The sequence below is a fragment of the Stenotrophomonas thermophila genome (genome assembly GCF_001499715.1).
Taxonomy (GTDB): domain Bacteria; phylum Pseudomonadota; class Gammaproteobacteria; order Xanthomonadales; family Xanthomonadaceae; genus Stenotrophomonas; species Stenotrophomonas hibiscicola.
On the sequence record NZ_CVIW01000063.1, the window covers coordinates 1 to 24,902 of the forward strand.

The 24,902-nt window shown below is 67.2% G+C and carries 25 protein-coding genes; 15 read left to right on the plus strand and 10 right to left on the minus strand.

Annotation, left to right across the window (positions count from 1 at the left end; genetic code table 11):
* Positions 1 to 56: 56 nt before the first annotated feature.
* The 10 genes from BN1263_RS18555 (at position 57) to BN1263_RS18595 (ending at position 6,284) form a co-directional block, all read left to right on the plus strand.
* The gene (locus BN1263_RS18555) at positions 57 to 1,133 is read left to right on the plus strand and encodes an NAD(P)H-dependent flavin oxidoreductase (protein ID WP_058983279.1); all 1,077 of its coding nucleotides are present in this window, start codon (positions 57 to 59) and stop codon (positions 1,131 to 1,133) included.
* On the plus strand, positions 1,130 to 1,912 hold the full coding sequence (locus tag BN1263_RS18560; protein ID WP_058983281.1) for an aminotransferase class IV family protein: 783 nt from the start codon (positions 1,130 to 1,132) through the stop codon (positions 1,910 to 1,912). The genes BN1263_RS18555 and BN1263_RS18560 overlap by 4 nt, the downstream gene beginning before the upstream one ends.
* A 402-nt stretch (positions 1,913 to 2,314) precedes the next feature.
* The gene (locus tag BN1263_RS20970; RefSeq protein WP_260833002.1) at positions 2,315 to 2,737 is read left to right on the plus strand and encodes a suppressor of fused domain protein; all 423 of its coding nucleotides are present in this window, start codon (positions 2,315 to 2,317) and stop codon (positions 2,735 to 2,737) included.
* The gene (gene rpsP, locus BN1263_RS18565) at positions 2,719 to 2,979 is read left to right on the plus strand and encodes a 30S ribosomal protein S16 (RefSeq protein WP_005415733.1); all 261 of its coding nucleotides are present in this window, start codon (positions 2,719 to 2,721) and stop codon (positions 2,977 to 2,979) included. The genes BN1263_RS20970 and rpsP overlap by 19 nt, the downstream gene beginning before the upstream one ends.
* Positions 2,980 to 3,023: 44 nt before the next feature.
* Positions 3,024 to 3,536, plus strand: a complete 513-nt coding sequence (gene rimM / locus BN1263_RS18570; RefSeq protein ID WP_019659264.1) for a ribosome maturation factor RimM — start codon at positions 3,024 to 3,026, stop codon at positions 3,534 to 3,536.
* An 8-nt stretch (positions 3,537 to 3,544) separates the two neighbouring features.
* Positions 3,545 to 4,303 carry a tRNA (guanosine(37)-N1)-methyltransferase TrmD gene (gene trmD / locus BN1263_RS18575; RefSeq protein WP_019659263.1) on the plus strand — a complete coding sequence of 253 codons (759 nt, stop codon included), beginning with the start codon at positions 3,545 to 3,547 and terminating at the stop codon, positions 4,301 to 4,303.
* A gap of 154 nt (positions 4,304 to 4,457) precedes the next feature.
* Positions 4,458 to 4,859 (plus strand): 50S ribosomal protein L19, encoded by a 402-nt coding sequence (gene rplS / locus BN1263_RS18580; RefSeq protein WP_005408597.1) that lies wholly within the window; start codon positions 4,458 to 4,460, stop codon positions 4,857 to 4,859.
* Positions 4,860 to 4,941: 82 nt separating this feature from the next.
* On the plus strand, positions 4,942 to 5,322 hold the full coding sequence (locus BN1263_RS18585; protein ID WP_058983283.1) for a DUF6404 family protein: 381 nt from the start codon (positions 4,942 to 4,944) through the stop codon (positions 5,320 to 5,322).
* A gap of 78 nt (positions 5,323 to 5,400) precedes the next feature.
* Complete coding sequence (locus tag BN1263_RS18590) at positions 5,401 to 5,835, plus strand: DUF1801 domain-containing protein (protein ID WP_058983284.1); 435 nt, start codon at positions 5,401 to 5,403, stop codon at positions 5,833 to 5,835.
* A gap of 38 nt (positions 5,836 to 5,873) precedes the next feature.
* Complete coding sequence (locus tag BN1263_RS18595) at positions 5,874 to 6,284, plus strand: DUF1801 domain-containing protein (protein WP_058983286.1); 411 nt, start codon at positions 5,874 to 5,876, stop codon at positions 6,282 to 6,284.
* Between the two features lie 69 nt (positions 6,285 to 6,353).
* Here the strand turns inward: BN1263_RS18595 and BN1263_RS18600 are convergent, their stop codons facing one another.
* Positions 6,354 to 7,814: an MATE family efflux transporter gene (locus tag BN1263_RS18600; protein WP_058983288.1), complete on the minus strand. Its 1,461-nt coding sequence runs from the start codon at positions 7,812 to 7,814 to the stop codon at positions 6,354 to 6,356.
* A gap of 62 nt (positions 7,815 to 7,876) precedes the next feature.
* On the opposite strand from BN1263_RS18600, the gene BN1263_RS18605 reads away from it, so the two are divergent.
* Positions 7,877 to 8,116: a hypothetical protein gene (locus BN1263_RS18605; protein WP_058983291.1), complete on the plus strand. Its 240-nt coding sequence runs from the start codon at positions 7,877 to 7,879 to the stop codon at positions 8,114 to 8,116.
* A 9-nt stretch (positions 8,117 to 8,125) separates the two neighbouring features.
* On the plus strand, positions 8,126 to 8,533 hold the full coding sequence (gene hslR, locus BN1263_RS18610) for an Hsp15 family ribosome-associated heat shock protein (RefSeq protein WP_053462488.1): 408 nt from the start codon (positions 8,126 to 8,128) through the stop codon (positions 8,531 to 8,533).
* 35 nt (positions 8,534 to 8,568) lie between these two features.
* Here the strand turns inward: hslR and BN1263_RS18615 are convergent, their stop codons facing one another.
* The 4 genes from BN1263_RS18615 to BN1263_RS18630 form a co-directional block, all read right to left on the minus strand.
* The gene (locus BN1263_RS18615) at positions 8,569 to 9,171 is read right to left on the minus strand and encodes a DUF937 domain-containing protein (protein WP_058983293.1); all 603 of its coding nucleotides are present in this window, start codon (positions 9,169 to 9,171) and stop codon (positions 8,569 to 8,571) included.
* Between the two features lie 108 nt (positions 9,172 to 9,279).
* Complete coding sequence (locus tag BN1263_RS18620; protein WP_021202479.1) at positions 9,280 to 10,923, minus strand: catalase; 1,644 nt, start codon at positions 10,921 to 10,923, stop codon at positions 9,280 to 9,282.
* Between the two features lie 191 nt (positions 10,924 to 11,114).
* Positions 11,115 to 13,706, minus strand: coding sequence for a DNA mismatch repair protein MutS (gene mutS, locus BN1263_RS18625; protein WP_058983297.1), 2,592 nt, complete (start codon positions 13,704 to 13,706; stop codon positions 11,115 to 11,117).
* Positions 13,707 to 13,840: 134 nt separating this feature from the next.
* Positions 13,841 to 14,233 carry a barstar family protein gene (locus BN1263_RS18630; RefSeq protein ID WP_058983299.1) on the minus strand — a complete coding sequence of 131 codons (393 nt, stop codon included), beginning with the start codon at positions 14,231 to 14,233 and terminating at the stop codon, positions 13,841 to 13,843.
* Positions 14,234 to 14,860: 627 nt separating this feature from the next.
* Here BN1263_RS18630 and BN1263_RS18635 point away from each other — a divergent pair.
* From BN1263_RS18635 to BN1263_RS18645, 3 genes are all read left to right on the plus strand, one after another.
* Positions 14,861 to 17,080 (plus strand): methyl-accepting chemotaxis protein, encoded by a 2,220-nt coding sequence (locus BN1263_RS18635; protein WP_058983301.1) that lies wholly within the window; start codon positions 14,861 to 14,863, stop codon positions 17,078 to 17,080.
* A 167-nt stretch (positions 17,081 to 17,247) separates the two neighbouring features.
* Complete coding sequence (locus BN1263_RS18640; RefSeq protein ID WP_014646414.1) at positions 17,248 to 17,616, plus strand: glycine zipper 2TM domain-containing protein; 369 nt, start codon at positions 17,248 to 17,250, stop codon at positions 17,614 to 17,616.
* Positions 17,617 to 17,841: 225 nt separating this feature from the next.
* The gene (locus BN1263_RS18645; RefSeq protein WP_186008987.1) at positions 17,842 to 19,134 is read left to right on the plus strand and encodes a hypothetical protein; all 1,293 of its coding nucleotides are present in this window, start codon (positions 17,842 to 17,844) and stop codon (positions 19,132 to 19,134) included.
* 51 nt (positions 19,135 to 19,185) lie between these two features.
* Here BN1263_RS18645 and BN1263_RS18650 read toward each other — a convergent pair whose 3' ends face one another.
* The 5 genes from BN1263_RS18650 to BN1263_RS18670 form a co-directional block, all read right to left on the minus strand.
* The gene (locus BN1263_RS18650; RefSeq protein WP_058983305.1) at positions 19,186 to 20,307 is read right to left on the minus strand and encodes an ABC transporter permease; all 1,122 of its coding nucleotides are present in this window, start codon (positions 20,305 to 20,307) and stop codon (positions 19,186 to 19,188) included.
* On the minus strand, positions 20,304 to 21,491 hold the full coding sequence (locus tag BN1263_RS18655; protein ID WP_058983307.1) for an ABC transporter permease: 1,188 nt from the start codon (positions 21,489 to 21,491) through the stop codon (positions 20,304 to 20,306). The genes BN1263_RS18650 and BN1263_RS18655 overlap by 4 nt, the downstream gene beginning before the upstream one ends.
* The gene (locus BN1263_RS18660) at positions 21,476 to 22,489 is read right to left on the minus strand and encodes an HlyD family secretion protein (RefSeq protein ID WP_058983309.1); all 1,014 of its coding nucleotides are present in this window, start codon (positions 22,487 to 22,489) and stop codon (positions 21,476 to 21,478) included. The genes BN1263_RS18655 and BN1263_RS18660 overlap by 16 nt, the downstream gene beginning before the upstream one ends.
* Positions 22,482 to 23,882 carry a TolC family protein gene (locus BN1263_RS18665; protein ID WP_058983311.1) on the minus strand — a complete coding sequence of 467 codons (1,401 nt, stop codon included), beginning with the start codon at positions 23,880 to 23,882 and terminating at the stop codon, positions 22,482 to 22,484. The genes BN1263_RS18660 and BN1263_RS18665 overlap by 8 nt, the downstream gene beginning before the upstream one ends.
* A 78-nt stretch (positions 23,883 to 23,960) precedes the next feature.
* Entirely contained in the window at positions 23,961 to 24,854 is an 894-nt protein-coding gene (locus BN1263_RS18670) for a LysR family transcriptional regulator ArgP (protein ID WP_058983313.1), read from the minus strand.
* Positions 24,855 to 24,902: the final 48 nt, after the last annotated feature.

The window sequence follows — 24,902 nt, forward strand, 5'->3', positions numbered from 1 at the left end:
GACTCTTCCCCTGTCCTGCGCGCACCATGAGGGCCTGTCCAAAATGATGGGCCGTCATGCAGAGTTCCGCTGTAGCTTCCCACGCCGAGGCGTTCTGCCGGCGCTTTGGCGTTTCCGTTCCAATCCTGCTGGCACCGATGGCCGGCGCCTGCCCGGTGCCGTTGTCGGCCGCGCTGGCCAACGCCGGCAGCATGGGCGCGATGGGCGCGGTGTTGTCCTCTTCGGCCGATATCGGTCGCTGGATGGACGAATTCCGCACCGCTTCGACCGGCCCGGCCCAGGTGAACCTGTGGGTGCCCGATCCCGCACCGACCCGTGATGTTGCCGCCGAAGCCGCCAGCCGCGCCTTCCTCGCGCAGTGGGGCCCGGACGTGCCCGCCAGTGCCGCCGACGCCACGCCCGCCGACTTCGAAGAACAGTTCGCCGCACTGCTGGCCGCGCGCCCGGCGGTCGCCTCGACCATCATGGGCGTGCTGTTGCCGCATCACGTGCAGCAGCTGAAGGACGCCGGCATCGCCTGGATCGCCTGTGCCACCACCTTGTCCGAAGCGCGCGCGGCACAGGACGCCGGTGCCGATGCGGTGGTGGCGCAGGGCGCGGAGGCCGGCGGCCATCGTGGCGCGTTCGATCCGGCGATGGCCGAGCGCCAGTTGGTCGGGTTGTTCGCACTGCTGCCGCGCCTGGCCGATCACCTGCAGATTCCGGTGATTGCCGCAGGCGGCATCGCCGACGGCCGTGGCATCGCTGCCGCACTCACGCTGGGGGCCAGCGCCGTGCAGATCGGCACCGCCTTCCTGCGCACGCCCGAAGCGGCGATCGCTTCGGCGTGGGCTGATGGGCTGGCCGCCAGCGAACCGGAAGACACTTGGCCGACCCGTGCCTTCAGCGGTCGCCTGGGTCGTGGCCTGGCGACACCCTATGTGCGCGCCGCTGCCGCAGAAGGAGCCCCCGCCCCGCGTCCATACCCGGTGCAGCGTGGGCTGACCGCGCCGATGCGCAAGCAGGCCGCGCAGGAAAACCGCCTGGCGGCGATGCAGGCCTGGGCCGGGCAGTCGGCGTGGATGGCGCCGGCGCAGCCGGCCGCCGACGTGCTGCGCGGCATGTGGGAGCAGGCGCAGGCATTGTTGCCATGATGGTGAGCTGCAACGGCCGGGCGGCGCAGGTGGAGGATCTGCTGCCGGCGCTGGTGAACTACGGCCACTTCACTTCGCTGCAAGTGCGCGACAGCGCAGCGCAGGGCTTGGATCTGCATCTGGCGCGGCTGTCGCAGGCCACGCGCGAACTGTTCGGCAGCAAACTGGATACGGCGCAGGTGCGGGGCTGGATGGCGCAGGCGCTGCGGCAGGCCGGCCTGGCCGATGCCTCGCTGCGGGTGACGGTGTATTCGCGCCGCTTCGATTTCCGCAATCCGCTGGCGGCGGTGCCGGTGGACGTGCTGGTGGCGGTTTCAGCGCCGGTGACGCTGGCCGCCTCCAAGCGTGTGCGCAGCGTGGCCTGGCAGCGCGAGCTGCCGCAGATCAAGCATGTGGGCACGTTTGGCCTGTTCGCCGAGCGGCGCGCGGCGATGGCGGACGGATTCGACGACGTGTTGTTCGTGACCGCCGATGGCGAAGTGAGTGAAGGCAGTACCTGGAACCTGGCCGTGCACGATGGTGAACGGCTGCTCTGGCCGCAGGCGCCGGCCCTGCGCGGTACGGCTGAGGCGCTGCTGAAGCGGCACTGGCCCGATGCGCAGTTGACGCGGCCGTTGGCGCTGGCTGAACTGGGCAGTGTGAAGGCCGCTTTTGCCTGCAACGCCAGCGGCCTGTGGGCGCTGGAGGCCATCGACGGACATGTCCTGCCCGGCTCGCAGGCGCTGGCTGAACAGGGCAGGGCGGTGCTGGCGGCGGTGGCCTGGCAGCCGCTCTCCTGAACGAGGCGCGTGGTTGCCGATCGCTGGGCATAGCCGGACGCTACCTTGAAGCGTTGCAGCCGGTAGCGCCGGGCCATGCCCGGCGGATGCCGCCGCAGCGAACAACGCACCGGGGTTCCAATCCGATATGAGTACGGTCACCGAGCAGCATCGCGCGGTAGCGATGCACGCAATCAAGATCATGGGCGGTGAGGGGCGGCCCAAAGTCCAGGCCTTTCACGATGATCATCGCCTGCGTTCGGTCGATATCCTTACGACGTCCAACTCGCCGGAAGCAGGGCTGAAGTCCATCTCGTCCATCGGACTATCGGATTTTGCTTTACGTCATTCAGAGGGCACGAGCTGGAAACCCGCGTCGAGCTGTGCGCGTGTGCGGAAGATGACACGCAGCACTGGGACAACGTGGTCGCCTCGACCGCCTTTGCAATCATGCGTGATCGTGCGGCGGTGTGGCCGGGTTGCGTGATTCCCGACATCCTGCAGGACTACTTCCCATCGACCCGGATGCCGCACGTCTATCTGGTGCTGCCCTTCTTCTGGAATGACGCAAGTTTTCCAGGGTTGGAGGTTCCGCCCGTGGCGATCAATTGGCTGCAGTGCATCGCCATCCACGAATCCGAGCGGCAACTTGTCGACGTCGGCGGGGTAAGTCAGAAGCCGATCACATTGCTGAACAAAAGCCACCGGGCATGGCCCGGCGCTACCGTGAGGGCGCGGCGTCATATGGGGTTGGCTAGGCCGGGCTCTGCCGCTATAATCGCCCGCTTACCTCGCCATCCTGGCGACTGGGCAATAGGAAAAACACCATGGTCAAGATCCGACTGACCCGCGGCGGCGCCAAGAAGCGTCCGTTCTACCACATCATCGTCACCGACGTGCGCAGCGCGCGCGACGGCCGCAACATCGAGCGCGTTGGCTTCTACAACCCGGTCGCCCAGGGCGCCGAGAAGCGCATCGAACTGGACCTGGCCCGTGTTGACCATTGGGTCAAGAACGGCGCCCAGCCGACCGACAAGGTCCGCAACCTGATCAAGGAAGCGACCAAGTCCCAGGCCGCTGCGGCCTGATCCTGACGGGCCACGCTTCGGCGTGGCCCTCTTGGTTGAAGCAGATGAAAGATATCGAGCGCCGCATCCTGCTGGGCAGGGTTGTCGGCGCTTTTGGTGTGCGCGGCGAGATCAAGCTCGAGTCCTGGACCGAGCCACGTTCCGCCATTTTCCGTTACCAGCCGTGGATCGTGCGCAGCCCGTCCGGCGTGGAAACCACGATAGAAGGTGTGCGTGGCCGTGACAGCGGCAAGCACCTGGTCGCCCGTTTCCCGGGCGTCGAGGACCGCGACGTGGTCGAAGCGATGCGCGGCACCGAAATCTACGTGGCCCGCAGTGCATTGCCGCCACCGAAGCCCGATGAGTACTACTGGGTGGACCTGGAAGGCCTGGACGTGACGACCACCGAGGGCGTCGCCCTGGGCCAGGTCTCGCACCTGTTCAGCACCGGCGCCAATGATGTGGTGGTGGTCCGTGGTGACCGCGAGCGGATGATCCCGTTCGTGCTGCCGGACTTCGTCAAATCGGTCGATTTCGAGGCCAATCTGGTCGTGGTCGACTGGGATCCCGAGTTCTGAGCAGACGCATGCGTTTCGACGTCATCACCCTGTTCCCCGAGTTCCTCGCCCAGTCCGCTGGATTGGGCGTGGTCGGGCGCGCGCGGGAGAAGGGGCTGTTCAGCCTGCATGGCTGGAACCCCCGTGATTACGCCGAAGGCAACTATCGCCGGGTGGACGACCGTCCGTTCGGCGGTGGCCCGGGCATGGTGATGCTGATCGAGCCGCTGCAGGCCTGCCTGCAGGCGATCCGCGATGCGGATCCAACCCCGGCGCGGGTGATCTACCTCAGCCCGCAGGGCGCGCGGTTGACCCAGGCCAAGGTGCGGGAGCTGGCGGCGCTGCCGCGCATGGTCCTGCTCTGTGGCCGCTACGAGGGCATCGACGAGCGTTTCCTGGAGGCGAATGTCGACGAGGAAATCTCCCTCGGCGACTACGTGCTGTCCGGGGGCGAGCTGGGCGCGGCGGTGATCATCGACGCCGTGGCCCGCCTGCAGGAGGGGGCCCTCAACGATGCGGAGTCGGCGGCGCAGGACAGCTTCGAGGGCGACCTCGGCCTGCTCGACTGCCCGCATTACAGCCAGCCGGCCCAGCACCCGCTGGGAGACGTGCCGGAGGTGCTGCGCTCGGGCAACCACGCAGCCATCGCCGCCTGGCGCCGCCAGCAGTCGCTGCTCCGGACTGCCCAGCGACGCCCGGACCTGCTGGATGAACAGGCGCTGGGCAAGGCCGACCGCAAACTGCTGGACCAGGCCCGCCAGGCCCAGAAACCCAAGGCCAGCCCCTAGCGCAGGGCTGGCTTTATCGGCTATCATGGCCAATTCCCGCCAGCCCCGGTTGGCGCGCGCAGTACCCAGAACAAACGTGCAGCACAGTCCGGTGACTGCATGAGCCCACGTTGTCGATACGACACGCCCACCCGAACAAGAATCGGTGTAACCCATGAGCAAGCTGAACAAGTCCATCGTCGCGGAATTCGAATCCGCCCAGATCACCCGTGAACTGCCGAAGTTCAGCCAGGGCGACACCGTTGTCGTCAACGTGAAGGTGAAGGAAGGCAGCCGCGAGCGCGTGCAGGCCTACGAAGGCGTCGTCATCGCCACCAAGAACGCCGGCCTGAACTCCTCGTTCACCGTGCGCAAGATCTCGCACGGCTACGGCGTCGAGCGCGTTTTCCAGACCCACAGCGCCATCATCGACTCGGTCGAAGTGAAGCGTCGTGGTAAGGTCCGCGCCGGCAAGCTGTACTACCTGCGTGGCCTGGAAGGCAAGGCTGCCCGCATCAAGGAAGACCTGGCTGCCGCTGCTGCCGCCAAGGCTGCCCGTCTGGCCGAAAAGGCCTGATAAACAACTTCGGTTGTTGCCGCGACGGCCACCTTCGGGTGGCCGTTTGCGTTTCCGGCATTGCATCGGCCACGATCGGGTGATGAATGACGTCAATCCGCACTATCCCGTCGTGATCCAATCGGCGCTGCGCTTTCTTGATGACAAGGGGCTGGCACGCGCGCAGTCGGCGCCGCTGTTGCATCGGTTGCTGTGGCGCGCAGGCATCGCACTGCCGCCGCCGATCCTGGCTGGTTTCGGTACCAATGCGCTGGTGCAGGGCCTGCTGTTCGGGCTGTTCTGGACCGCGCTGATGTGGCTGATGCTCTGGCAGGGCAGCGAGCGCCCGCTGGTGCTGTTGCTGGTGGCAGGCCTGTCGGCCGGAGCGCTGTTCGGCCTTGTGATGGCGGCGCTGATGCGCTCGCTGCGCCGCCACCGCCAGCTGCCGGAGTGGCGCCGGTTCCGCGCGCGGCAGGCGGACTGAGCCGATGGCGCACTGCGCCGTGACGCCCGGCACAGGCCGCGCTAGGCTGCAGCGTCATTCCGATGGTCGTACCGTGCGATGCCTGCCAAGCGAACCGCACCCACCGCTGTGCCCACGCTGCTCACCGGTGGCAACCCGCAGATCGCCAAGGGCGAGGGCGATGCTCCGGTGCAGGCGTACATCGCCGCAATGCCGGATTGGAAACATCCGATCGGCGCACGGCTGGATGCCCTGATCGAACGGGCCGTACCCGGGGTGCACAAGGCGGTGAAGTGGAACTCGCCGATGTATGCGGTGGCTGCGGGCGCAGGCTGGTTTCTCAGCTTCCATTGCTTCACGCGCTACATCAAGGTGGCCTTTTTCCGCGGCGCTGCCTTGACGCCGGTGCCACCGGAGCCCTCCAGGAGCGCCGACACGCGCTACCTGCACATCCACGAATCCGGCCTGTTGGATGAAGCGCAGTTCCTGGACTGGGTGCGCCAGGCCGCTGCGCTGCCCGGCGAGCGCATGTAAGCCCGGCATTCCGTTTCCCTTCCCGACGAGAGTCCCTGATGGCCACGCATGCTCCCAACCCTGACGATGCCGGAACCCCGGCGGCCGAACTGATCGATGCACGCATCGCCGCGCTGGGGGACTGGCGCGGCGAAACGCTGGCACGCGTGCGTGCGTTGATCCATGAAGCGCTGCCGGACGTACAGGAAACCTGGAAGTGGCGCGGCACGCCGGTGTGGGAGCACAACGGCATTCTGTGCACCGGCGAGACCTACAAGCAGGCAGTGAAGCTGACCTTCGCCAACGGTGCGGCGCTGGCGGACCCGAAGGGCCTGTTCAACGCCAGCCTGGAGGGCAACACGCGGCGTGCGATCGACATCCATGAAGGTGCGATGCCCGATTCCGCGGCGTTGAAGGCACTGCTGCGCGCGGCGGCGGCGTTCAATGCGGCGAAGAAGAAGAAGCGGTAGAGCCGGCCGCTGGCCGGCTGTTGCACGATGCTTCCGGAGAGGTTTGAAGGTGCCGGCCAGCGGCCGGCACTACCGCAGCGGCGCGGCATCCGGGTCGGCCACCGGCGACGGCGGGCAGGCCGGAATTTCCGACGGCGTGGCCAGCGCTTCGGCGTGTGACGGCTTGCCCAGCATCCTTGCCTTGCGCCAGCCGCCCCAGCGGTAATACGTCAGCGACAGCAGCATCGAGACCAGCGAGCTGACCGGGAAGCTCCACCAGATCGCATCGGCGCCCCAGTACGGCTGCAGCAGCTCGGCGAACGGCACGCGCACGCCCCACAGCGAGCCGGCCAGGATCAGCAGCGGCGGAAACACCGCGCCGGTGGAGCGCACTACGCCGGAGATCACGAAGCTGACGCCGAAGAACAGGAACGAGCCGATCACTACGTGGTTGAGGTGGCGCGCGATGTCCAGTGCCTGGCTGGCCGGTGGCAGGAACAGCGCCAGCAGCTGGCGATCGAACACCACCAGCGGCAGGATCAGCGCGCCGGTCAGCAGGAAGTTGAACAGCACGCCCTGGCGTGCGGTGCCGCGTACGCGGTCCCAGCGCTGCGCACCGACGTTCTGCGCCGCCATCGAAGAGCACGCCGCGCCGATCGCCATCGCCGGCATCTGCAGGTAGTTCCACAGCTGCAGGGACGCGCCGTAGCCCGCGGCGGTGTCGGTGCCGTACTGGTTGACCATGGTCATCAGCAGGATCACAGACAGCGAGATCAGCACCATCTGCAGGCCCATCGGTACGCCCTTGATCACCAGCGCCTTGAGGATGGTCAGGTCGAGCCTGAACAGGCGCATGTCGGCGCGGCCCAGCCACAGGGTGTGGCGCTTGTGCCGCATGTACAACAGCAGGCCGGCCAGCGAAAGCGTCTGCGCGATCAGCGTGGCCCACGCCGAGCCGGCGATGCCCAGCGCGGGGAGCGGCCCCATGCCGAAGATCAGTACCGGGTTCAGCACGATGTCCAGCGCCACCGATACCATCAGGAAGCGGAATGGCGTGCGCGAATCACCGGCACCGCGCAGGGCGGCGGTGAGGAAGGCGAACGCGTACAGCGTCGGCATCGCCAGGAAGATGATCTGCAGGTAGGCCTCGGCCAATGGCAGCGAGGCGGCCGGCGTGCCCATCGCCGCCAGCAGCGGATGGGCCATGAACCAACCGGCGATGGCGATGATCACCGACAGGCCGATGAAGAAGGTGGCACTGGTGCCGACCACGCGCCGCGACTGCGCGATGTCGCGCGCGCCGATCGCCTGTCCGATCAGGATGGTCGAAGCCATGCCGAAGCCGAACACCGAGCCGATCAGGAAGAACATGATGTTGTTGGCGTTCGCGGTGGCCGTCAGCGCCGCCTCGCCGAGGAAGCGCCCGACCCAGACCGCGTTCACCGAACCGTTCAGCGACTGCGCGATGTTGCCCGCCAGGATCGGCAGGGAAAACAACAGGAGATTGCGGCCGATCGGGCCGGAGGTCAGGTCAAGCGGCGCTTTGGCCATGGAGTGGTGATCGAATCCCGGGAGGCGCACACTAGCACCAAGCCGGTTTGCGGGATGTGGCAATGCATCAACGACTGCAGGTGAAGTGGAGCCTGGCGCTGGCCTTGATCGGCGCCACGCTGGCCGCATGTTCGACAGGTGACCGGCTGGGCGATGCCCAGGTGCGGCCGACCGACCGTCCCGAGTGCCTGGTCGGCAGCCAGCGCCAGGATCTGTCTGCTGGCGTACCCACGTTGATCGGGGGCAGCGGCTGCCGCACCGACCCTGACAACCCGCGTCCCCTGAACAAGCGAACGGAGTAGTCCCTGCCGATGACCGAGCTTTCCCCGTTGTCGCCCAGCGTCCGCCTGGACATCTGGCTGTGGGCGGCCCGTTTCTTCAAGACCCGCAGCCTGGCCAAGCAGGCGATCGAGACCGGCAAGGTCAGCGTCGCCGGGCAGCGCCCGAAATCCTCACGCGCGGTGCGCGTGGGCGAGCAGCTGCAGGTCGACCGCGGTGAGGAGCATTTCGAGATCCAGGTGCTCGGCCTGAGCGACCAGCGCGGTCCCGCACCCGCGGCGCAGCAGCTGTATGCCGAGAGTGAGGCCTCCAAGGCACGCCGTGCCGAACAGCGCGCGCTGCGCATCGCGGCGCGCGATGGTTTCCAACCGCCAGAGCACAAACCGGACAAGCGCGCGCGGCGGTTGATCCGCGCGCTGGGTGATATCGACGCGTTGTAGGCGTGCGCCGGGTCATTGCCCGGCGCACACAAGCCTCAGCGTTTGCCGCCCAGCAGGCTGCCGCCGATCTTCAGCAGGTCGCCGACACCGAGCTGGCCGTCACCGTCCTGGTCCAGCACGCTGCCGAGCAGGCCGCCGGCGATGCCACCCTGCTGCTGCACCTGCTGTTTTTCCTGGCCGAGGGCCTGGCTGAGCGCGCCTGCATCGGCTTGTCCGCCGCCGAGGCGCTGGGCGAGGAAGGCCATCACGATCGGTGCCAGGATCTGCAGCAGCTGGCTGGTGCGGCCGCTGTCGAGCTGGGTGGCCTGGGCCAGGCCGGTTTCCACCTTCTGCTGGCTGCCGCCGAAGATGTGGCCGAGGATGCCGGCGCCGTCGCTGGCGGCACCACCGCCACCGCCGCCCAGCACCGAACCGAGCACGCTGCCCAGGTCCAGCCCACTGTGGTTGTTCTGCAGGGCGCCGAGCAGCGCCTGCGCGCCCTGCGGCTGCGAGGCGTTGTTGCCCAGCGCGCCCATCAGCACCGGCAGTGCGGCACTGATCGCGCCGGAGGCCTGGGTATCGCTGATGCCAAGCTGCTGCGACACCTGCTGCAGCGGGGCGCCCTGCAGTTTGGCGAGAAGTTCATCGGTCAGGCTCATCTGCGGAATCCTTGATTGTGGTTGGGCGTGCAGAAGGTACGACGCGGACCGTTAAAACGGCGACGCCGCCCCACACGGAGGCGGCGTGCCGTACACGGGGCAGGGGGATCAGAGCTCGATGTCTTCGGCGCCCGGGGTGGCAGTGGGGAAGTCCGCTTCCGGCTGCGCCGGCTTGAACGGATCCGACGGCTGGCTGGCCAGCGCCTTCAGGGCCGCAGCGACGCCGGCACCGTAGGCCGGGTCGGCCTTGCTGCAGTTGTCGATGTGGCGCTGCTTGATGAAGTCCGGCGCATCGCCCAGGGCGCGGGCGGTGTTGGCGAACAGGCGGTCCTTCTGTGCCTGGTTGTAGCTGCGGAACAGGGCGCCGGGCTGGCTGAAGTAGTCGGCGTCGTCCTCACGGAAGTTCCAGAAGTCGGCGTCGCCGCGGATCTTCATCGGCGGTTCGCGGTACTGCGGCTGTTCCTGCCACTGGCCGTAGCTGTTCGGTTCGTAATGCGGCAGGCCGCCGTAGTTGCCATCCACGCGCATCGCACCGTCGCGGTGGTTGCTGTGCACCGGGCAGCGTGCGGCGTTGACCGGAATCTGGTGATGGTTCACGCCCAGGCGATAACGCTGCGCATCGGAATAGGCGAACAGGCGTGCCTGCAGCATCTTGTCCGGCGACGGGCCGATGCCCGGCACCAGGTTGCTCGGCGCGAACGCCGACTGCTCCACGTCCTGGTACCAGTTGACCGGGTTGCGGTTCAGTTCGAACTGGCCCACTTCGATCAGCGGGTAATCGCTCTTCGGCCACACCTTGGTCAGGTCGAACGGATGGATGCGGTAGGTTTCCGCTTCCAGCTCCGGCATGACCTGGATGAACAGCTTCCACTTCGGGAAGTCGCCCTTCTCGATCGCGGCGAACAGGTCGCGGCCGTGGCTTTCGCGGTCATGGCCGACCAGGATCTGCGCCTGTGCGTCGGTCAGCGATTCGATGCCCTGCTGGCTGACGAAGTGGAACTTGACCCAGAAGCGTTCGCTGTCGGCGTTGGTGAAGCTGTAGGTATGCGAGCCGAAACCGTGCATGTGGCGGAAGCTGCGCGGGATGCCGCGGTCGCTCATCACCACGGTCACCTGCAGCAGGGCCTCGGGCAGCAGAGTCCAGAAATCCCAGTTGTTGCGCGCGCTGCGCAGGTTGGTATGCGGGTCGCGCTTCACGGCCTTGTTGAGGTCGGCGAACTTGCGCGGGTCGCGCAGGAAGAACACCGGCGTGTTGTTGCCGACCAGGTCCCAGTTGCCTTCTTCGGTGTAGAACTTCAGTGCGAAGCCGCGGATGTCACGCTCGGCGTCGGCGGCACCACGCTCGCCGGCCACCGTGGTGAAGCGCGCGAACATCTCGGTCTGCTTGCCCACCTTCTCGAACAGCTTGGCGCGCGTGTACCGGGTGATGTCGTGGGTGACGGTGAAGGTACCGAACGCGCCCGAGCCCTTGGCGTGCATGCGGCGCTCGGGAATGATCTCGCGGTTGAGGTTGGCCAGCTTTTCCAGCAGCCACACGTCTTCCATCAGCAGCGGGCCGCGCGGGCCAGCGGTCCTGCTGTTCTGGTTGTCCACCACCGGTGCGCCGAAGGCCGTGGTCATCGGCGTGACCGGATCGTCGCCGTGCTTCTGCTTCGGCGTGGTGCTCAGTTCACGCTGCTGCTGGGCGCCTTCTGCCGGCGACGGAGCGGTGTGATACGGGCACTTGGGACTGGTGTTATCGGACTGGCTCATGGCTGGCTCCTGCGGGTGAAGACGGCGGTGGAACATCTTCACTCGACTTTAGCTAGGGCCAGATGAAATGAATAATCGAATGATCCGTTCAGGCTGATAGTTTCTGTCAATTGAAACGTGGAATAGGATTTGCAGAGCCTTTCGGACGGCCGCCCGCGCTGTGGCGGGAGCCGGGGCCGGGCGCGGCAGTCCTAGAGCAGCGCCTTTAGGCGGTACAACGCTTCCAGCGCCTGCTTCGGGGTCAGCTCATCGGGGTCGATGGCCGCCAGCGCTTCCTGTGCCTTGTTCGATGGCGCGGCGAACAGCCCGAACTGCTGCGGGGCATCCAGCGCCTGCGGCGCCAGCTCGGCGGCATGGCTCTCCCCGCCGCGCTGCTCCAGTTCGGCCAGGCGACGCCGTGCCTGGGCCACGGTGGCGCGCGGCAGGCCGGCCAGTGCCGCCACCTGCAGGCCGAAACTGCGGTTGGCCGGGCCATCCTTGACCGCGTGCATGAACACCAGCGCCTCGCCGTGCTCGACCGCATCCAGGTGCACGTTGGCGATGCCGCTGCGGCCGCCTTCGTACTGTTCGTCGGCCAGCGCGGTCAGTTCGAAGTAGTGGGTGGCGAACAGCGTGTAGCAGCGGTTCTGGTAGGCCAGGTGACGGGCCACCGCGTCGGCCAGCGCCAAGCCATCGTAGGTGGAGGTGCCGCGGCCGATCTCGTCCATCAGCACCAGCGAATGGGTGGTGGCGTGGTGCAGGATGTAGCTGGTCTCGGCCATCTCGACCATGAAGGTCGACTGCCCGCGGGCCAGGTCATCACCCGCGCCGATGCGGGTCAGGATGCGGTCGATGGGACCGATCACCGCACGGCTGGCCGGCACGAAGCTGCCGATGTGGGCCAGCAGCACGATCAGCGCGTTCTGCCGCATGTAGGTCGATTTACCGCCCATGTTCGGGCCGGTGATGACCAGCATGCGACGGTCGGGATGCAGGTCCAGGTCGTTCGGTTCGAACGGCTGCTCGCGCACCGCTTCGACCACCGGGTGGCGGCCACGCTCGATCTTCAGGCACGGTGCCGTTTCCAGTTGCGGCCGCGACCAGTCCAGTGCCTGCGCGCGCTCGGCGAAGGCGGCCAGCACGTCCAGTTCGCTCAGCGCAGCGGCACACTGCTTCAACGGTTCCAGCTGTTCGCCGAGGGTATCCAGCAGCTGCTCGTACAGGTACTTCTCGCGAGACAGCGAACGGTCGCGCGCGGACAGCACCTTGTCTTCGAACGCCTTCAGCTCTTCGGTGATGTAGCGCTCGGCATTGGTCAGTGTCTGGCGGCGGGTGTAGTGCACCGGCGCGCGGTCGGACTGGCCCTTGCTGATCTCGATGTAGTAGCCGTGCACGCGGTTGTAGCCCACCTTCAGGGTGGGAATGCCGCTGCTTTCGCGTTCGCGCTGTTCCAGGTCCACCAGGAACTGGTCGGCGTGGGTGGACAGGCGGCGCAGCTCGTCCAGTTCCTCATCGAAGCCGTCAGCCAGCACGCCGCCGTCGCTCAGTTTCAGCGGCGGCATTTCGGCGATGGCACTGGCCAGCAGCTGCGCGCACGCATCGTGTTCACCAAGTGCGGCATGCAGGGCCTGCAGGCGCGGTGAGTCCAGCGGTGCCAGCACCTCGCGCACGGCCGGCAGCAGCCCCAGGCCGTCGCGCAGCGTGGAGAAGTCGCGCGGGCGCGCCGAGCGCAGCGCAACGCGGGTGAGGATGCGTTCCAGGTCGCCCAGGCGGCGGAACTGCTCGCGGATGTCGGCGTCCGCGCCGCGATCGATCAGGGTTTCCACCGCATGGTGGCGCTGCACCAGCACCTCGCGCAGGCGCAGCGGACGATGCAGCCAGCGGCGCAGCAGGCGCCCGCCCATCGGCGTGACCGTACTGTCGAGCACGCCCAGCAGGGTGTTGCGGGTATCCCCGTCCACGCGCGTATCCAGCTCCAGGTGGCGGCGGGTGGCGGCGTTCATCGCGATCGCCTCGCCGGCGGTTTCCATCGCGATCGAGGTCAGGTGCGGCAGGCGCTGCTTCTGGGTCTCCTCGACATAGCCGAGCAGAGCGCCCGCGGCTGCGGTCGCGCGCGGCTTGTCATCGATGCCGAAGCCGCTCAGGTCATGCAGCTTGAAAAACGCCAGCAGCTGGCGGCGGCCGCTGTCGGCGTCGAACAGCCACGGTGCGCGGCGGCGCACCCCGGTGCGCTGGCGCAGGAACTCCGGCCAGTTCTCCTCGTCCGGCACCAGCAGCTCGGCCGGTTCCAGGCGGGCCAGTTCGGCTTCCAGAGCGTCGTCGGTTTCCACTTCATTGACCAGGAAGCGCCCGCCGGCCAGGTCGGCCCAGGCCAGGCCGTAGCCCTGCTTGCTGCGCGAGAGCGCCATCAGCAGGGTATCGCGGCGCTCATCCAGCAGCGCCTCGTCGGTGACCGTGCCGGGCGTGACGATACGCACCACCTTGCGTTCCACCAGGCCCTTGGCCAGCGCGGGATCGCCGATCTGCTCGCAGATCGCCACCGACTCGCCCAGCGCCACCAGCCGTGCCAGGTAGCCTTCGTACGCGTGCACCGGCACGCCGGCCATCGGGATCGGTGCGCCACCGGAACTGCCACGCTGGGTCAGGGTGATGTCGAGCAGGCGCGCGGCCTTGCGCGCGTCGTCGTAGAACAGCTCGTAGAAATCGCCCATGCGGAAGAACAGCAGCAGGTCCGGATATTCGGACTTGGCTGCGAAGAACTGCTTCATCAACGGGGTATGTTCGGCGGACTTGTCTTTGGACATGGGACTCGTGAATCAGGGCGTCCGGCCGCGCCGGAGGGCGGCGGCAGCGGAGCCGGTACAGGGCCGTCCATGGTAACTGCTGGGGCGCAGGGCTGCCGCCACTGGTGGCAGGCCGGTGCGGCACGAAAAAGGGTTCAGGCCGGGACCAGGGTGATCTGCCGATGGCTGTCGAAGATCTGCATGACGATCTCGAAGTAGGTCGCGCCCTCGCCCTGTCGCACCGCCTGCAGCCGGCGGGCGATCGCCCGCGCGTTGAAGCTGCCTGGTGCGTCCAGCTTGGCCTGCAGCCACTGGCAGGTCGCCTCCACGCCCAGCGCCGCACGGCTGTGGGCGATATCGCGCCAGATCAGCGTGGCCTGCGCGTGGCCAGCCAGTGCGCCATAGCCGCCATGCAGCAGGTCGTCCAGTGCGTCCAGGCTCGGCCCGAGCTGCCATGCCTCGCCGGCCATGAACACGCGGTTGATCTCCGTGTAAAGGCTGGCGATGTCATCAATGGCGGCGCCTTCAATCTGCAGGACGAGAGTCATGCGCGGACTGTAGCGTAGTCCGCGCTGTTGTTGATGGCCCAGCACGAGAGAGCTTTGCGCGGTCGCTCCGGGCCGAATGCCATATGGCATCGCGGTGCGCCTTTGCCACAGGTCACGACGGACGTCGAAGGATGCGTAGAGGGCCAGCGACGATGCGAATCATTGCACCGGCTACGTGGTGGCTTGCTCTGCAGTGGGCGGACGCCACGCCGCCATGCATCATCTGCATCGGTCATGGATGCCAGGGAATACTCCGGAGAAACACCGATACTGAGCGCGAGTTCATGGGGCTCTCCCGAGAAGGTATCGAACGTTCTTTCCCAGGCCAGAGGCGGAAGGAAGCGTGGCACATGCCTCTGATGGCTTCTTCGCAGCCCAAGTTAATGCTGGCCACCCGTTCTCCATGCGCCGTCACCAGCTCGCAAAATGAATAACCCGCATTCAGGTCGAATATTGGGTGGTCCGATGCACGTTTGCAATGCGCGGCTGCAGGAATCTGCCGGTGCGCGGTTTTCACAACAGCCCGCACATTTCAGGATATCTGGATCGATACAATAATATCGGCCCATAAAGTTTCCCCTGCCTGCGCCGCCATCGACCGTACGGCCATTGATCAAGGGAATTGAGATGCTCGCCTTACGCAACCTCCGAGTTGGATCCCGGCTGGGCGCCGGGTTTGGTTTGCTGCTGCTGTTCATCGTCGCCATCGTCGGCCTGGCGTTGTACGGAAATCACCTGAAGTCCACCCAGTTCGAGAAAGTGGTGGACGTCAACATGGTGAAAATGCGGTTGTTGAACGAGATGCTGGATACCAATAATGCGGTGCTGATGCAGCGCCGGCTGATGGTGATCAAGCGCGGTGAGGATTTCGACAGGGATTATCGGAAGGCGCAGGAGCTGTCGCAGGCTTACGACGCCATATGGGCCAAGTACATCAAGATTCCGCGTGATGCCACCGGCGATACGCTGGTCGCGCGGATCGACGCGGCACGCAGGGCCACCGACGCGTCCACCCGGCAACTGCATGAGCGCATGAAGGACGGCGATTTCGACGGTGCAGCCAAGGAGCTGCTTGCCGAGCAGGGCCTGGCGACGGCCTGGAACGAGGCGATCTCCACCCTGCTGCGGCACCAGGAGGTGCTGACGGCGCGCAGCCGCGAGGACTACCGCGCGACCGAGGCGTGGACCGGCACCTTGTCGATCGTGTTCGGCGTGCTGAGCCTGATACTCGGCTCGCTGGCCGCATGGGCCATCACCCGCAGCCTGACCCGGCCGCTGGAGGGAGCCGTGAAGCTCGCCAATGGCATCGCCAACGGGCGGCTGGACAGCAGCATCGACGCCTCCGGCAACGATGAGGTGACGCAGCTGCTCAGGTCGATGCAGCGCATGCAGGCGCAATTGCAGTCTGTGATGGCGGCACAGGGGGAACTGGCTCGCCAGCACGATGCGGGCAGCCTCAGCTATCGCATGGATGAGAGCGCCTTCCCCGGTGACTACGGGCGCATGGTGCACGAGACCAATGCGCTGGTCGGCTCGCATGTGCAGGTGCAGAACCGGTTGATCGAAGTAATGAAGCACTACGCCCGGGGCGATCTGTCGGTAGACATGGATCCTCTGCCGGGCGAGAAGGCCGCGATCACCCAGGCGATGGACGAGACCAAGGCCAGCCTGTCAGCGATCAACGGTGAGATCCGCAGGCTGGCGACGGCAGCAGCGGCGGGGGACTTCAGCCTGCGCGGTGACGAGCAGCGCTTCGCTCACGATTTCCACGACATGGTGGCCGGGCTCAACCGGCTGATGCAGACCACCGACGAGAACCTGGTGCAGGTATCGAGCCTGTTGCAGTCCATCTCGCGCGGTGACCTGACCGTGCGCATGCAGGGGGACTTCCACGGGGTGTTCGCCCGGATGCGCGATGACTGCAACGCCACCGTCGATCAGCTCACGCAGATCGTCGGCCGCATCCAGGCCAGCGCGTCCAGCATCAACTTGGCGGCAGGCGAGATCGCCGCGGGCAACACCGACCTGTCGCGGCGCACCGAGCAGCAGGCGGCGAACCTGGAAGAGACTGCGGCGTCGATGGAGGAACTGACCTCCACCGTGAAGCAGAATGCCGAGCACGCACGCCAGGCCAATCAACTCGCGATCGGCGCGCACGGTGTCGCTTCGCAGGGCGGCGAGGTGGTCGGCCAGGTAGTCACCACGATGTCGGCGATCGAGGCCTCGTCGAAGAAGATCGCCGAGATCATCTCGGTCATCGATGGCATTGCGTTCCAGACCAACATCCTGGCGTTGAACGCGGCGGTGGAAGCCGCGCGAGCCGGTGAACAGGGCAGGGGCTTTGCGGTGGTGGCCAGCGAGGTGCGCACACTGGCACAGCGCTCGGCGGGTGCGGCCAAGGAAATCAAGGGCCTGATCGAGGATTCGGTTGGCAAGGTCGCCGATGGCTCGGCGCTGGTCCGCCAGGCTGGCACCACCATGGGCGAGGTGGTGGCCTCGGTGCAGCGGGTGACCGACATCATGGCCGAGATATCTGCCGCATCGCAGGAGCAGAGCTCGGGCATTGAACAGGTCAACCAGGCGGTGGTGCAGATGGACGAGACCACGCAGCAGAACGCGGCGCTGGTGGAAGAGGCCAGCGCCGCGGCTCGTTCCATGGAGGAGCAGGCCAATCTGCTGGCCGAAGCGGTTTCGGTGTTCCGCATCAGTGCAACCACGGCCGCAGCCGTGCGCCCGGTCCTGGCCGCGGTCGCGGCGAAAGTGACTCCGGTACGCCGGCCGGGGGTACTGGTACCACGCATCGAGCCGACGCTGGCTGCGAACGCGGGCGGCTGGGAAGAGTTCTAGCAACAGCGCATGCCGGCAGGGAGACGGCGCCCATCACGATCGTTGACCGTGATGGGCGCGGATTTTTTCCCTGAACGCGCGATGGCCGGCGAGGCTGGGGACACGCCCATTTCACTTCCGGTTGCCAACCGCTGGGGGACACTGGCCCCAAAACCGGAACTCAGGAGATGGCCATGAAGACCTCGACCCGATTGCTTGTGCTGGGTACCCTGCTGGCGGCCTCGTCGGTGGCCGGCGCGCAGACTTACGGCCCGCGTGATGAGGGGCGCAGGTTCAACGACGGTAGCCGCGTGGTCTGCAAGAACGTGGAAGTGCAGCGCAACTCGCGCGATCCGAACCGCATTGCCGGTACGGCAACCGGCGCGGTAATCGGCGGCCTGCTGGGCAACCAGGTGGGCGGCGGCAACGGCAAGAAGCTCGCTACCGTGGCGGGCGCCGTGGCCGGTGGTGCGGCTGGTCGCCAGATCCAGGGCAACAGCCAGCAGAAGAACGGCGACCGCGTCGTCGAGCGCCGCTGCGAACGCGTCTATCGTTGATCTGTCGCTGCCACACCTGTTCGGCCCTTCCACATCGCAGTATTCGAACGCCGGCCCCGCGCCGGCGTTCGTCGTTCCGGACCCGTATCGCTGAATCTGGCGTCATGCCTATACTGCGCCGACTCAACGGATGAACGTCCAGTGAACGAATCGGCTCCAGCTCCCCAACCAGCACCGCTCGCCGGGCATGACCCGATAGCGGAAGCGACCGCCCATCCCCAACGGGTGCGTGATCGCACCGATGAACTCGAGCTGTTCATTTCGGGCCTGCTGGCGTTCGCGCTGCTGGCCGTGCCGGGCTATCTGTTCGACGCCTGGGCGCGCAGCAGCCTGCACACCGAAGGCATGTACTTCCAGATGCTCTGGTTCGGTTTCAGCATCAGTGTCGGCATGTGCTATGTGCTGGCAGTCGCCTTGATCATCCACCTCACGGTGCGCGGCTACTGGATCGGGCTGATCGGCCTCCGGTCGCATTTCCCCGATGGCATTGACTGGGCGCGCCTGCCAAGAATGGGGGCGGTCACGCGCGCTTTCCTGCAGGCCCGGGACGGAGGCCTCGATGGCAGCATCGAACGGGCCGACCGGCTGGCGACGATGCTGTTCTCGACCACCCTGCTTGCCGTACAGACATTGGCGGGCACGCTGGTGTTGGCCGTCCTGACGCTCGGTGTGTCGATGGTGATCGGCGCGCTGTCAGGTGGCGCCGATCATGTCGCCATGCTCGCCCTGTGCAGCGTGCTGGCCGCACTGTTGACGCTGGCTGTTACCCCCGGGATCCTGGAAAAGATCGTGGCGCGGCGGCAGGCGCGCGGGCAGCCCCATGAGCGACCGCAGCGACTCCTGCAGGGCATGCTGGCGGCCCTGCAACGGGTTCCGCTGTTGCGCCTGATGCAGACCATGCAGCTGACCATGCAGAGCAACCTGCGCTCGCGCTCGTTCATGGCGGCCTACCTGTTCGCGGTGCTGGTAGCGATGCTGCTGGCCGCCGTGCAGGTGATGGCGTCGTTGAAGTTCTCGCTGTTCAACCGGTACCAGATCGTCACGGAAGCGGCGGTTGAGCACGGCATGCTGAGTGCGCATTACGAATCGATGCGCTCGGCGCATGACCAGCTGCTGCCGTACCCGATGATCCCGTCGGACACGATCAGCGGTGGGCAGCTTCGCGTGTTCATTCCGCATCGCCCGCAACGTGACAATCCGCTGGCGCGCCAGCATTGCACCGCACTTCCGGACGCGCACAATGAAGCCTCCGGGCAACAGGCCGCCAACGCCGCAGTGGAGTGCCTTTCCCGGCTCTGGCAGGTCAAGCTGGACGGCACCCCGGTCGACCTGCATGACTTCGTGCCCATGGAGCGGCGCGACCTGGATATGCGCGGCCTGGTAGGGTACCTGCCTACCCGCGGCCTCGCGCCCGGACGCCATGACCTGGAACTGGCGTGGAATGCCACAGGCGGCGAGCGCGGGGGCGGACGGCGTCGCGCGTTCCGCATCCCGTTCTGGTACGCCCCGGATCCCTGAGCGTCGGCTCGAAGCGGCCATGCCGCGGCCCTTGAACAGGTTGCCTGCGACTTAATCCCCTCCGTCCCCTTTTCGGGCCAGGAGGCGCCAGGCGGCAAGGCTGCCGTAAAGCAGCAGCAGAAGGGTGAGGGTGATCAGTTCGTGGCTGACGTCGGTCAGGCGGGCGTCCATCTGGTTCAGGCGCACCATCAGGTTGATGCCCGAGGTGGTGGGCAGCAGCTGTGCCAGCCAGACCAGCGGTTGCGGCGTCATCACCGCCGGCCACGACAGGTTGGCCAGGAAAAAAAGCGGGATCGAGGTGGCGACGATGTACTGGAAGGCGCGCTCGCGGGTGCGGAAGAAGCTTCCGACCAACAGGCCGAAGGCCACGGTGACGGCGATGAACAAGGTGCCGCCCAGCAGCTGGCCTATCGGGTTGCCGCCGCGCGGGTAGTCCTGCGCCCAGGCAGTGAAACCGGCGTACCAGAACAGGCCGAACAGTCCGATCAGGCCGAAGCCCAACGCCATGCCGGCCAGCGTCGGCAGGTCGAAGCGCAGGCGCCGGCCCAGTGCGAGGCGGCGGCCGCCGAGCAGAACGCCGATGCCCATCAACAGCGTCTGGTGCACGATCAGCTCGGCCACCCCGGGCACGATCGCGCTGCCATAGCCTTCCTGGGTGTTGTACAGCGGACGCTGCACAAGCGTGACCGGCGGGGCCTGCGGTGCACCCATGAAGGCGGCCTGGCCGACCACGGCATCACGCCCGAACGCACCCAGCGCGTCAGCTACGCTGCCCAGCACCCAGCTGGCGCGGCCCAGGTAGGCGCCGTTGCCAAGCAGTACCAGCTTGGCTGGATGGCCGCGCAGGATGTCGCGCTCCAGATTGGCCGGGATCACGACGATCCCCTCGGCCTGGCCGGCTTCCAGCTGCCGGCGTGCGCTGTCGACGTCCGCCGGTTGCCCGACCACGCGCGCAACGCGCAGTGCGTCGAGCTTGCGCAGCAGCTCGCGGCTGGTCGCGCTGTGGTCTTCGTCCACCACCAGCACCGGCAGGTTGCTGGCCACCTGGTGCCGGTAGGCGGCCGGATAGAAGAACGAGTACAGGATCACTGCGCCGACCATCACCACGATCGCGTAGCGGTCGCACAGGACCGCCATCAGGGTCTGCCGGAGGCTGCGCCAGAGTACGCTCATGCGTCGCCCCCCGCCGGCTGTGCGGCTTCTGGGGTACGCGCAAAGGCGATCAGGCGCAGCCCGCCGATGCCCCCGGCCACCACCGTCATCAATAGCAGCGTAGCCAGCGGCCATGCCGAAACCTGCAGCGGCGAGCCGATGAACTGCTGTTGGGTCTGCAGCTTGATGTAGGCGCTCAATGGCAGCAGCTGATGCCAGATGCGGGTGAACAACGGCCCGTCCAGCACCGGGAACGTGGCGCTGGAGAACGCCAGTGCGGTGCCGATGCTGAGGCCCACCGCGGACAGTGCGGTGCCCATGTCGCGGGTGACGCCGACGAAGAACAGCGCGTAGGCGGCGGTGGCCAGGTAGAACAACGGCTGCGCGAGCAGCAGCAGAAGTACGCTGCCGGCCACGCCGTCGCCACGCAGCCATGCCAGGTAACCGATGCCGAGCGCGCCATACACCGAGAACAGCAGGAGGTACGGCGCGACCTTGCCGGCAATCGCCGACCACGGCGTGCGGCCCAGCCAGGCGGGCAGGGTGCCATCGCGGATCTCGCGGCCGAGGCTGCCGGCCACCGCAAGTGCCAGTACCAGTGACAGCACCGCCGGGAAGATCAGTGGCAGCAGGAACAGCTCGTAGCTGCGCGCCGGGTTGTACAGAATGTCCGACTGCACCGCGATCGGCGCCGCGCGCAGCTTGCCCGGGCCGACCTGCAGGCCGATGCGCTCGCGCAGCAGGCGTGCGTTCCATGCGGAAACCGCGTCGCCGATGTCGCGCGACGCCGACTGGCCGGTGGTCATGTAGGTGGCATTGTAATAGGCAAACACCGTGCCCTGGCGCTCACGCAGCGCCTGCCGGGTGACATCGCGCGGCACCAGCACGATCGCGAACACATCCAGCCTGCGCAGCTGCGAACGTGCTTCTTCCAGATCGATCGGCTGGCTGGCGACGCGCACGCCGGGACTGGCGTCGAGCATGCGCAGCAGCAGGCGGCTGTCACTGCTGTGGTCGAGGTCGACCACGGCGATCGGGATATCGCGCATCACCGAGGGCGTGAACATCCATGCCATCACCGCCAGCATCAGCAGCGGCAGCAGGGTGATCAGCATCAGGTCGGCGCGGTTGCCGCGCAGCGACCGCAGCTCGCGCCGCCAGGAAGCGGAGAAGCCAGCCTGGCCGGGGCTCAGTGCTGGGGCCATGCGAACAGCACGCTCATGCCAGGGCGGAAGCCCTCGATGCGGCGTACCGGGCGCACCCGCACCTCGAAGCTGCGGACATCGTAGCCGGACGACTGGCGGGTGGTACGCCAGGTCGCATAGTCGCCAGCCGGGTTGATGAAATAGACCTCGAACTCGCCGTCCTGGCCGAGCGCCGGCACGCTGCCTTTCAGCTTGCTGCCGACCTTCAGGCCCTGCATCTGCGATTCGCGCAGGTTCATCGCCACCCACATGCGGTCGATGTCGACCAGGGTGAACACCGGGTAGCCGGCCGGCACCAGTTCGCCCGGGTCGGCCATGCGCTTGTTGATCTCGCCCGCCACCGGCGCGCGTCCCTCCACTTCGGCACGCGCCGCGTTGACTTCGGCCACCGCGCCCTGCGCCTGCTGCACCTGGGCCTGCGCCGCGCGCTTGTCCTGCTCTCGGGCCCCGGCCAGTGCCATGTCGTACTGCGCGCGGGCGGCGCGGGCCAGTTCGCGCGAACTGGTGGCCTGGGCATGCGCTTCATCGCGCTTCTGCCGGGTCATCACCCCTTCGTTAAACAGGTTCTGCACGCGCTGGTAGGTCGCTTCGGCCAGCGTCGCGCCTGCTTCGGCGCGCCTCCAGTTCGCTTCGGCGGCGCGGATGTCTTCGCTGCGCGCGCCTTCGTCGGCCTTGTCGGCCACCGCCTGCGCAGCGGCCAATGCGCCATGCGCCTGCTGTTCCTTGGCGGCCACTTCGGGGCTGTCGAGCAGGAACAGCACCTGCCCGGCCTGTACGCGGTCGCCCTCGCGCACCTTCAGTTCGGCCACGCGCGCGGTGATCTTGGCGGCCACGTTGATCGTGTCCGCATCGGCCATGCCCTGGATCTGATCGCCAGGGCTGCGCCAGGCCAGCCACAGGCCGAGCACCACCACGACCAGCAGCACCACCACCAGGATCGGTCCCAACCGGCGCTTGCCCGGGGGCGTCGTCGCATCGTCGTGCAGCACATCACTCATGGTCGATCACCTCGTCCGCACGCCGCCGGAAGTCTTCGAAACGGTCCATCTGTCCACTGACCTCCAGCAACTGTGCCAGCGCAATATCGTATTGGTAGGCGGCCTGTGCGCGCTCGACACGGGCGCCGCCCAGGCCAAGCCGCGCGTCGATCACATCCAGCGAGGTGGCCTGGCCTTCGCGGAACGCCAGCTCCTGCAGGCGCAGGTTTTCCTGTGCCTGGGCGATGCTGCTGTCGAGCAGCACGAACTGCTGGCGCGCGGTTTCCAGCTCGTTCCAGGCCTTGCGCACGCCCAGCGCAACCTGGTTCTCGGCCTCGCGCAGGCCGGCTTCGGCCTGGTCCTGCTGCGCACGCGCAGCGCTGATCTGCGCCGGCCGCGAGTTCGGCGACAGGAAGGTGTACTTCAGGCCGATGCCGAACGCCCAGTCCGGATCGGTCAGCATCTCGTCGCGGCGCCGGAAGTCATACTGGCCGAACGCGAAGATCTGTGGCTTCAACTTGGCCTGCTGCACGCGCACGCCCTGTTCGGCCTGCGCCACCATGGCCCGCAGGCGCGCGATCTGCGGTTGCCGTGCCTGCGCGGTGCGCTCGAAGCTGGCAACCGGTTCCAGCGGCGCACGCTGCACGAACAGCGGCGATACCGGCTGCACCTCGCCGCCACTGCGCAGCAGCGTGGCCAGTGCGGCCTTGAGCGTGGCCAGGTCGTTCACTGTCTTCTGGTACTCACGCTCGGCCTTATCGCGGGCCACGGTGGCCTGCAGGCGCTGGGCGCGGGTGGCGAAACCCTCGCGTTCCAGCTTCTCTGCGTCGGACAGGTGGCGGTTGAGGCCATCGCGCACATCGCGGCGCACGTCCACCGCCTGCTCGGCCAGGCGCTGCCCGAAGTAGGCCTGGGCCAGCTGCACGGTCAGCGATTGGCGTTGTGCTTCGCGCTCTGCGCTGGCCTGTTCGTGGGCGGCACTGGCCGCACGCTGCGCGGCCGGGATCACGCCGCCGGTGTACAGCGGCAACACTGCGGTGACCACTGGACGGGTGCGCCAGTCGCGCTCGGTGAACGACAGCGGCGAATCGATGCCGAAGGCTTCAGCCACCGGCGCCAGTGAGCCCAGCGGCAGGGTGAGCGTCTTCTGGAACTGCAGGCGGCGCACTTCGCCGGTGATCTCCGGCAGGCGCAGCAGCCGGGTGGCGTCCTGCAGGTCCTGCTTGTTGCGCACGGCGGCATCGGCAGCGGCCAACGCATCGGAGACCTGCTCCAGGCGTTGCCGTGCCTGTTCCCAGTCCAATGCCGGTGCGTCGCTGGTGGTCTGCGCGGGTGCCGCGAATGGCAGGCAGGCTGCCAGCGCCAGTGCGGCCTTCGCGCGGTGCATCCTTGTACGTCGGCCGATCACGCCCATGCCGTCCCAGTGGTAAAGAAGTGCGCAAACGGTAGTGCGCGCGGCGTGAAGCCCGGGTCTGCGGTCATCGTTTCGTCCTCAACGAAGGGTGCCGCTGGCCGCAGTGCGCAGCGCCTGGGTGATGTGCTGCAGCGTGCTTGAGCGCACGGCGGCATGCTGCCAGTACAGTGGCACATCGAGCCAGCGGCGGGGTTCCAGTACCACCACGCGGCCGGCGCGCACGGCGGGCGCGACCAGGGATTCCGGGGCCATGCCCCAGCCGAGTCCGCACGCAGCGGCTTCGACGAAGCCGGTGGAGGAGGGCAGGTAGTGTAGCGGCGGCTGCAGGCGGGCGCGGGTCAGCCGTCGCACGAAGCGCCATTGCAGTTCATCTTTGCGGTTGAACACCAGCATCGGTGCGCGCGCCAGTGCCGCAGCCTGCATGCCGTCGCTGAAGTACTGGCGGGCGAAGCTGGGCGAAGCAATCGCTTGGTACCGCATGGCGCCGAGCGGGTACACGTTGCAGCCCTTCACCGGCTGGCTTTCGGCGGTGACCGCGCCGAGCACGCTGCCATCGCGCAGCAGTTGCAGGGTGTGGTCCTGGTCGTCCATGCGCAGGTCGAACAGGTAGCCATGGCGCTGGTGGAGGTCGGCGACGGCCGGCACGAACCATGTATCGAGCGAGTCATCGTTGACCGCCAGCGGGATCGGCTTGCGTCCGGCGTCGCTGCCGCGTTCGGGCAGCAACTCGGCCAGGGCCTCGGCTTCCAGCGCCTGCATCGGTCGCACGCGGCGCAGCAGCGCCTCACCGGCGGCGGTGGGCCGGCACGGGGCCTGGCGCACCAGCAGCACTTGGCCGAGCCGGTCTTCCAGTGCCTTGATCCGTTGCGACAGTGCCGACGGGCTGATCGACAGGCGGCGTGCCGCAGCCTCGAAGCTGCCTTCTTCCAGCACGGCAGCGAATGCGGACAGTTGCGGATGTACCAGGTCCACGCCGGCGCCTCTTCAGTTTTTCTGTACAGGATAAAGAAAAACAAGATT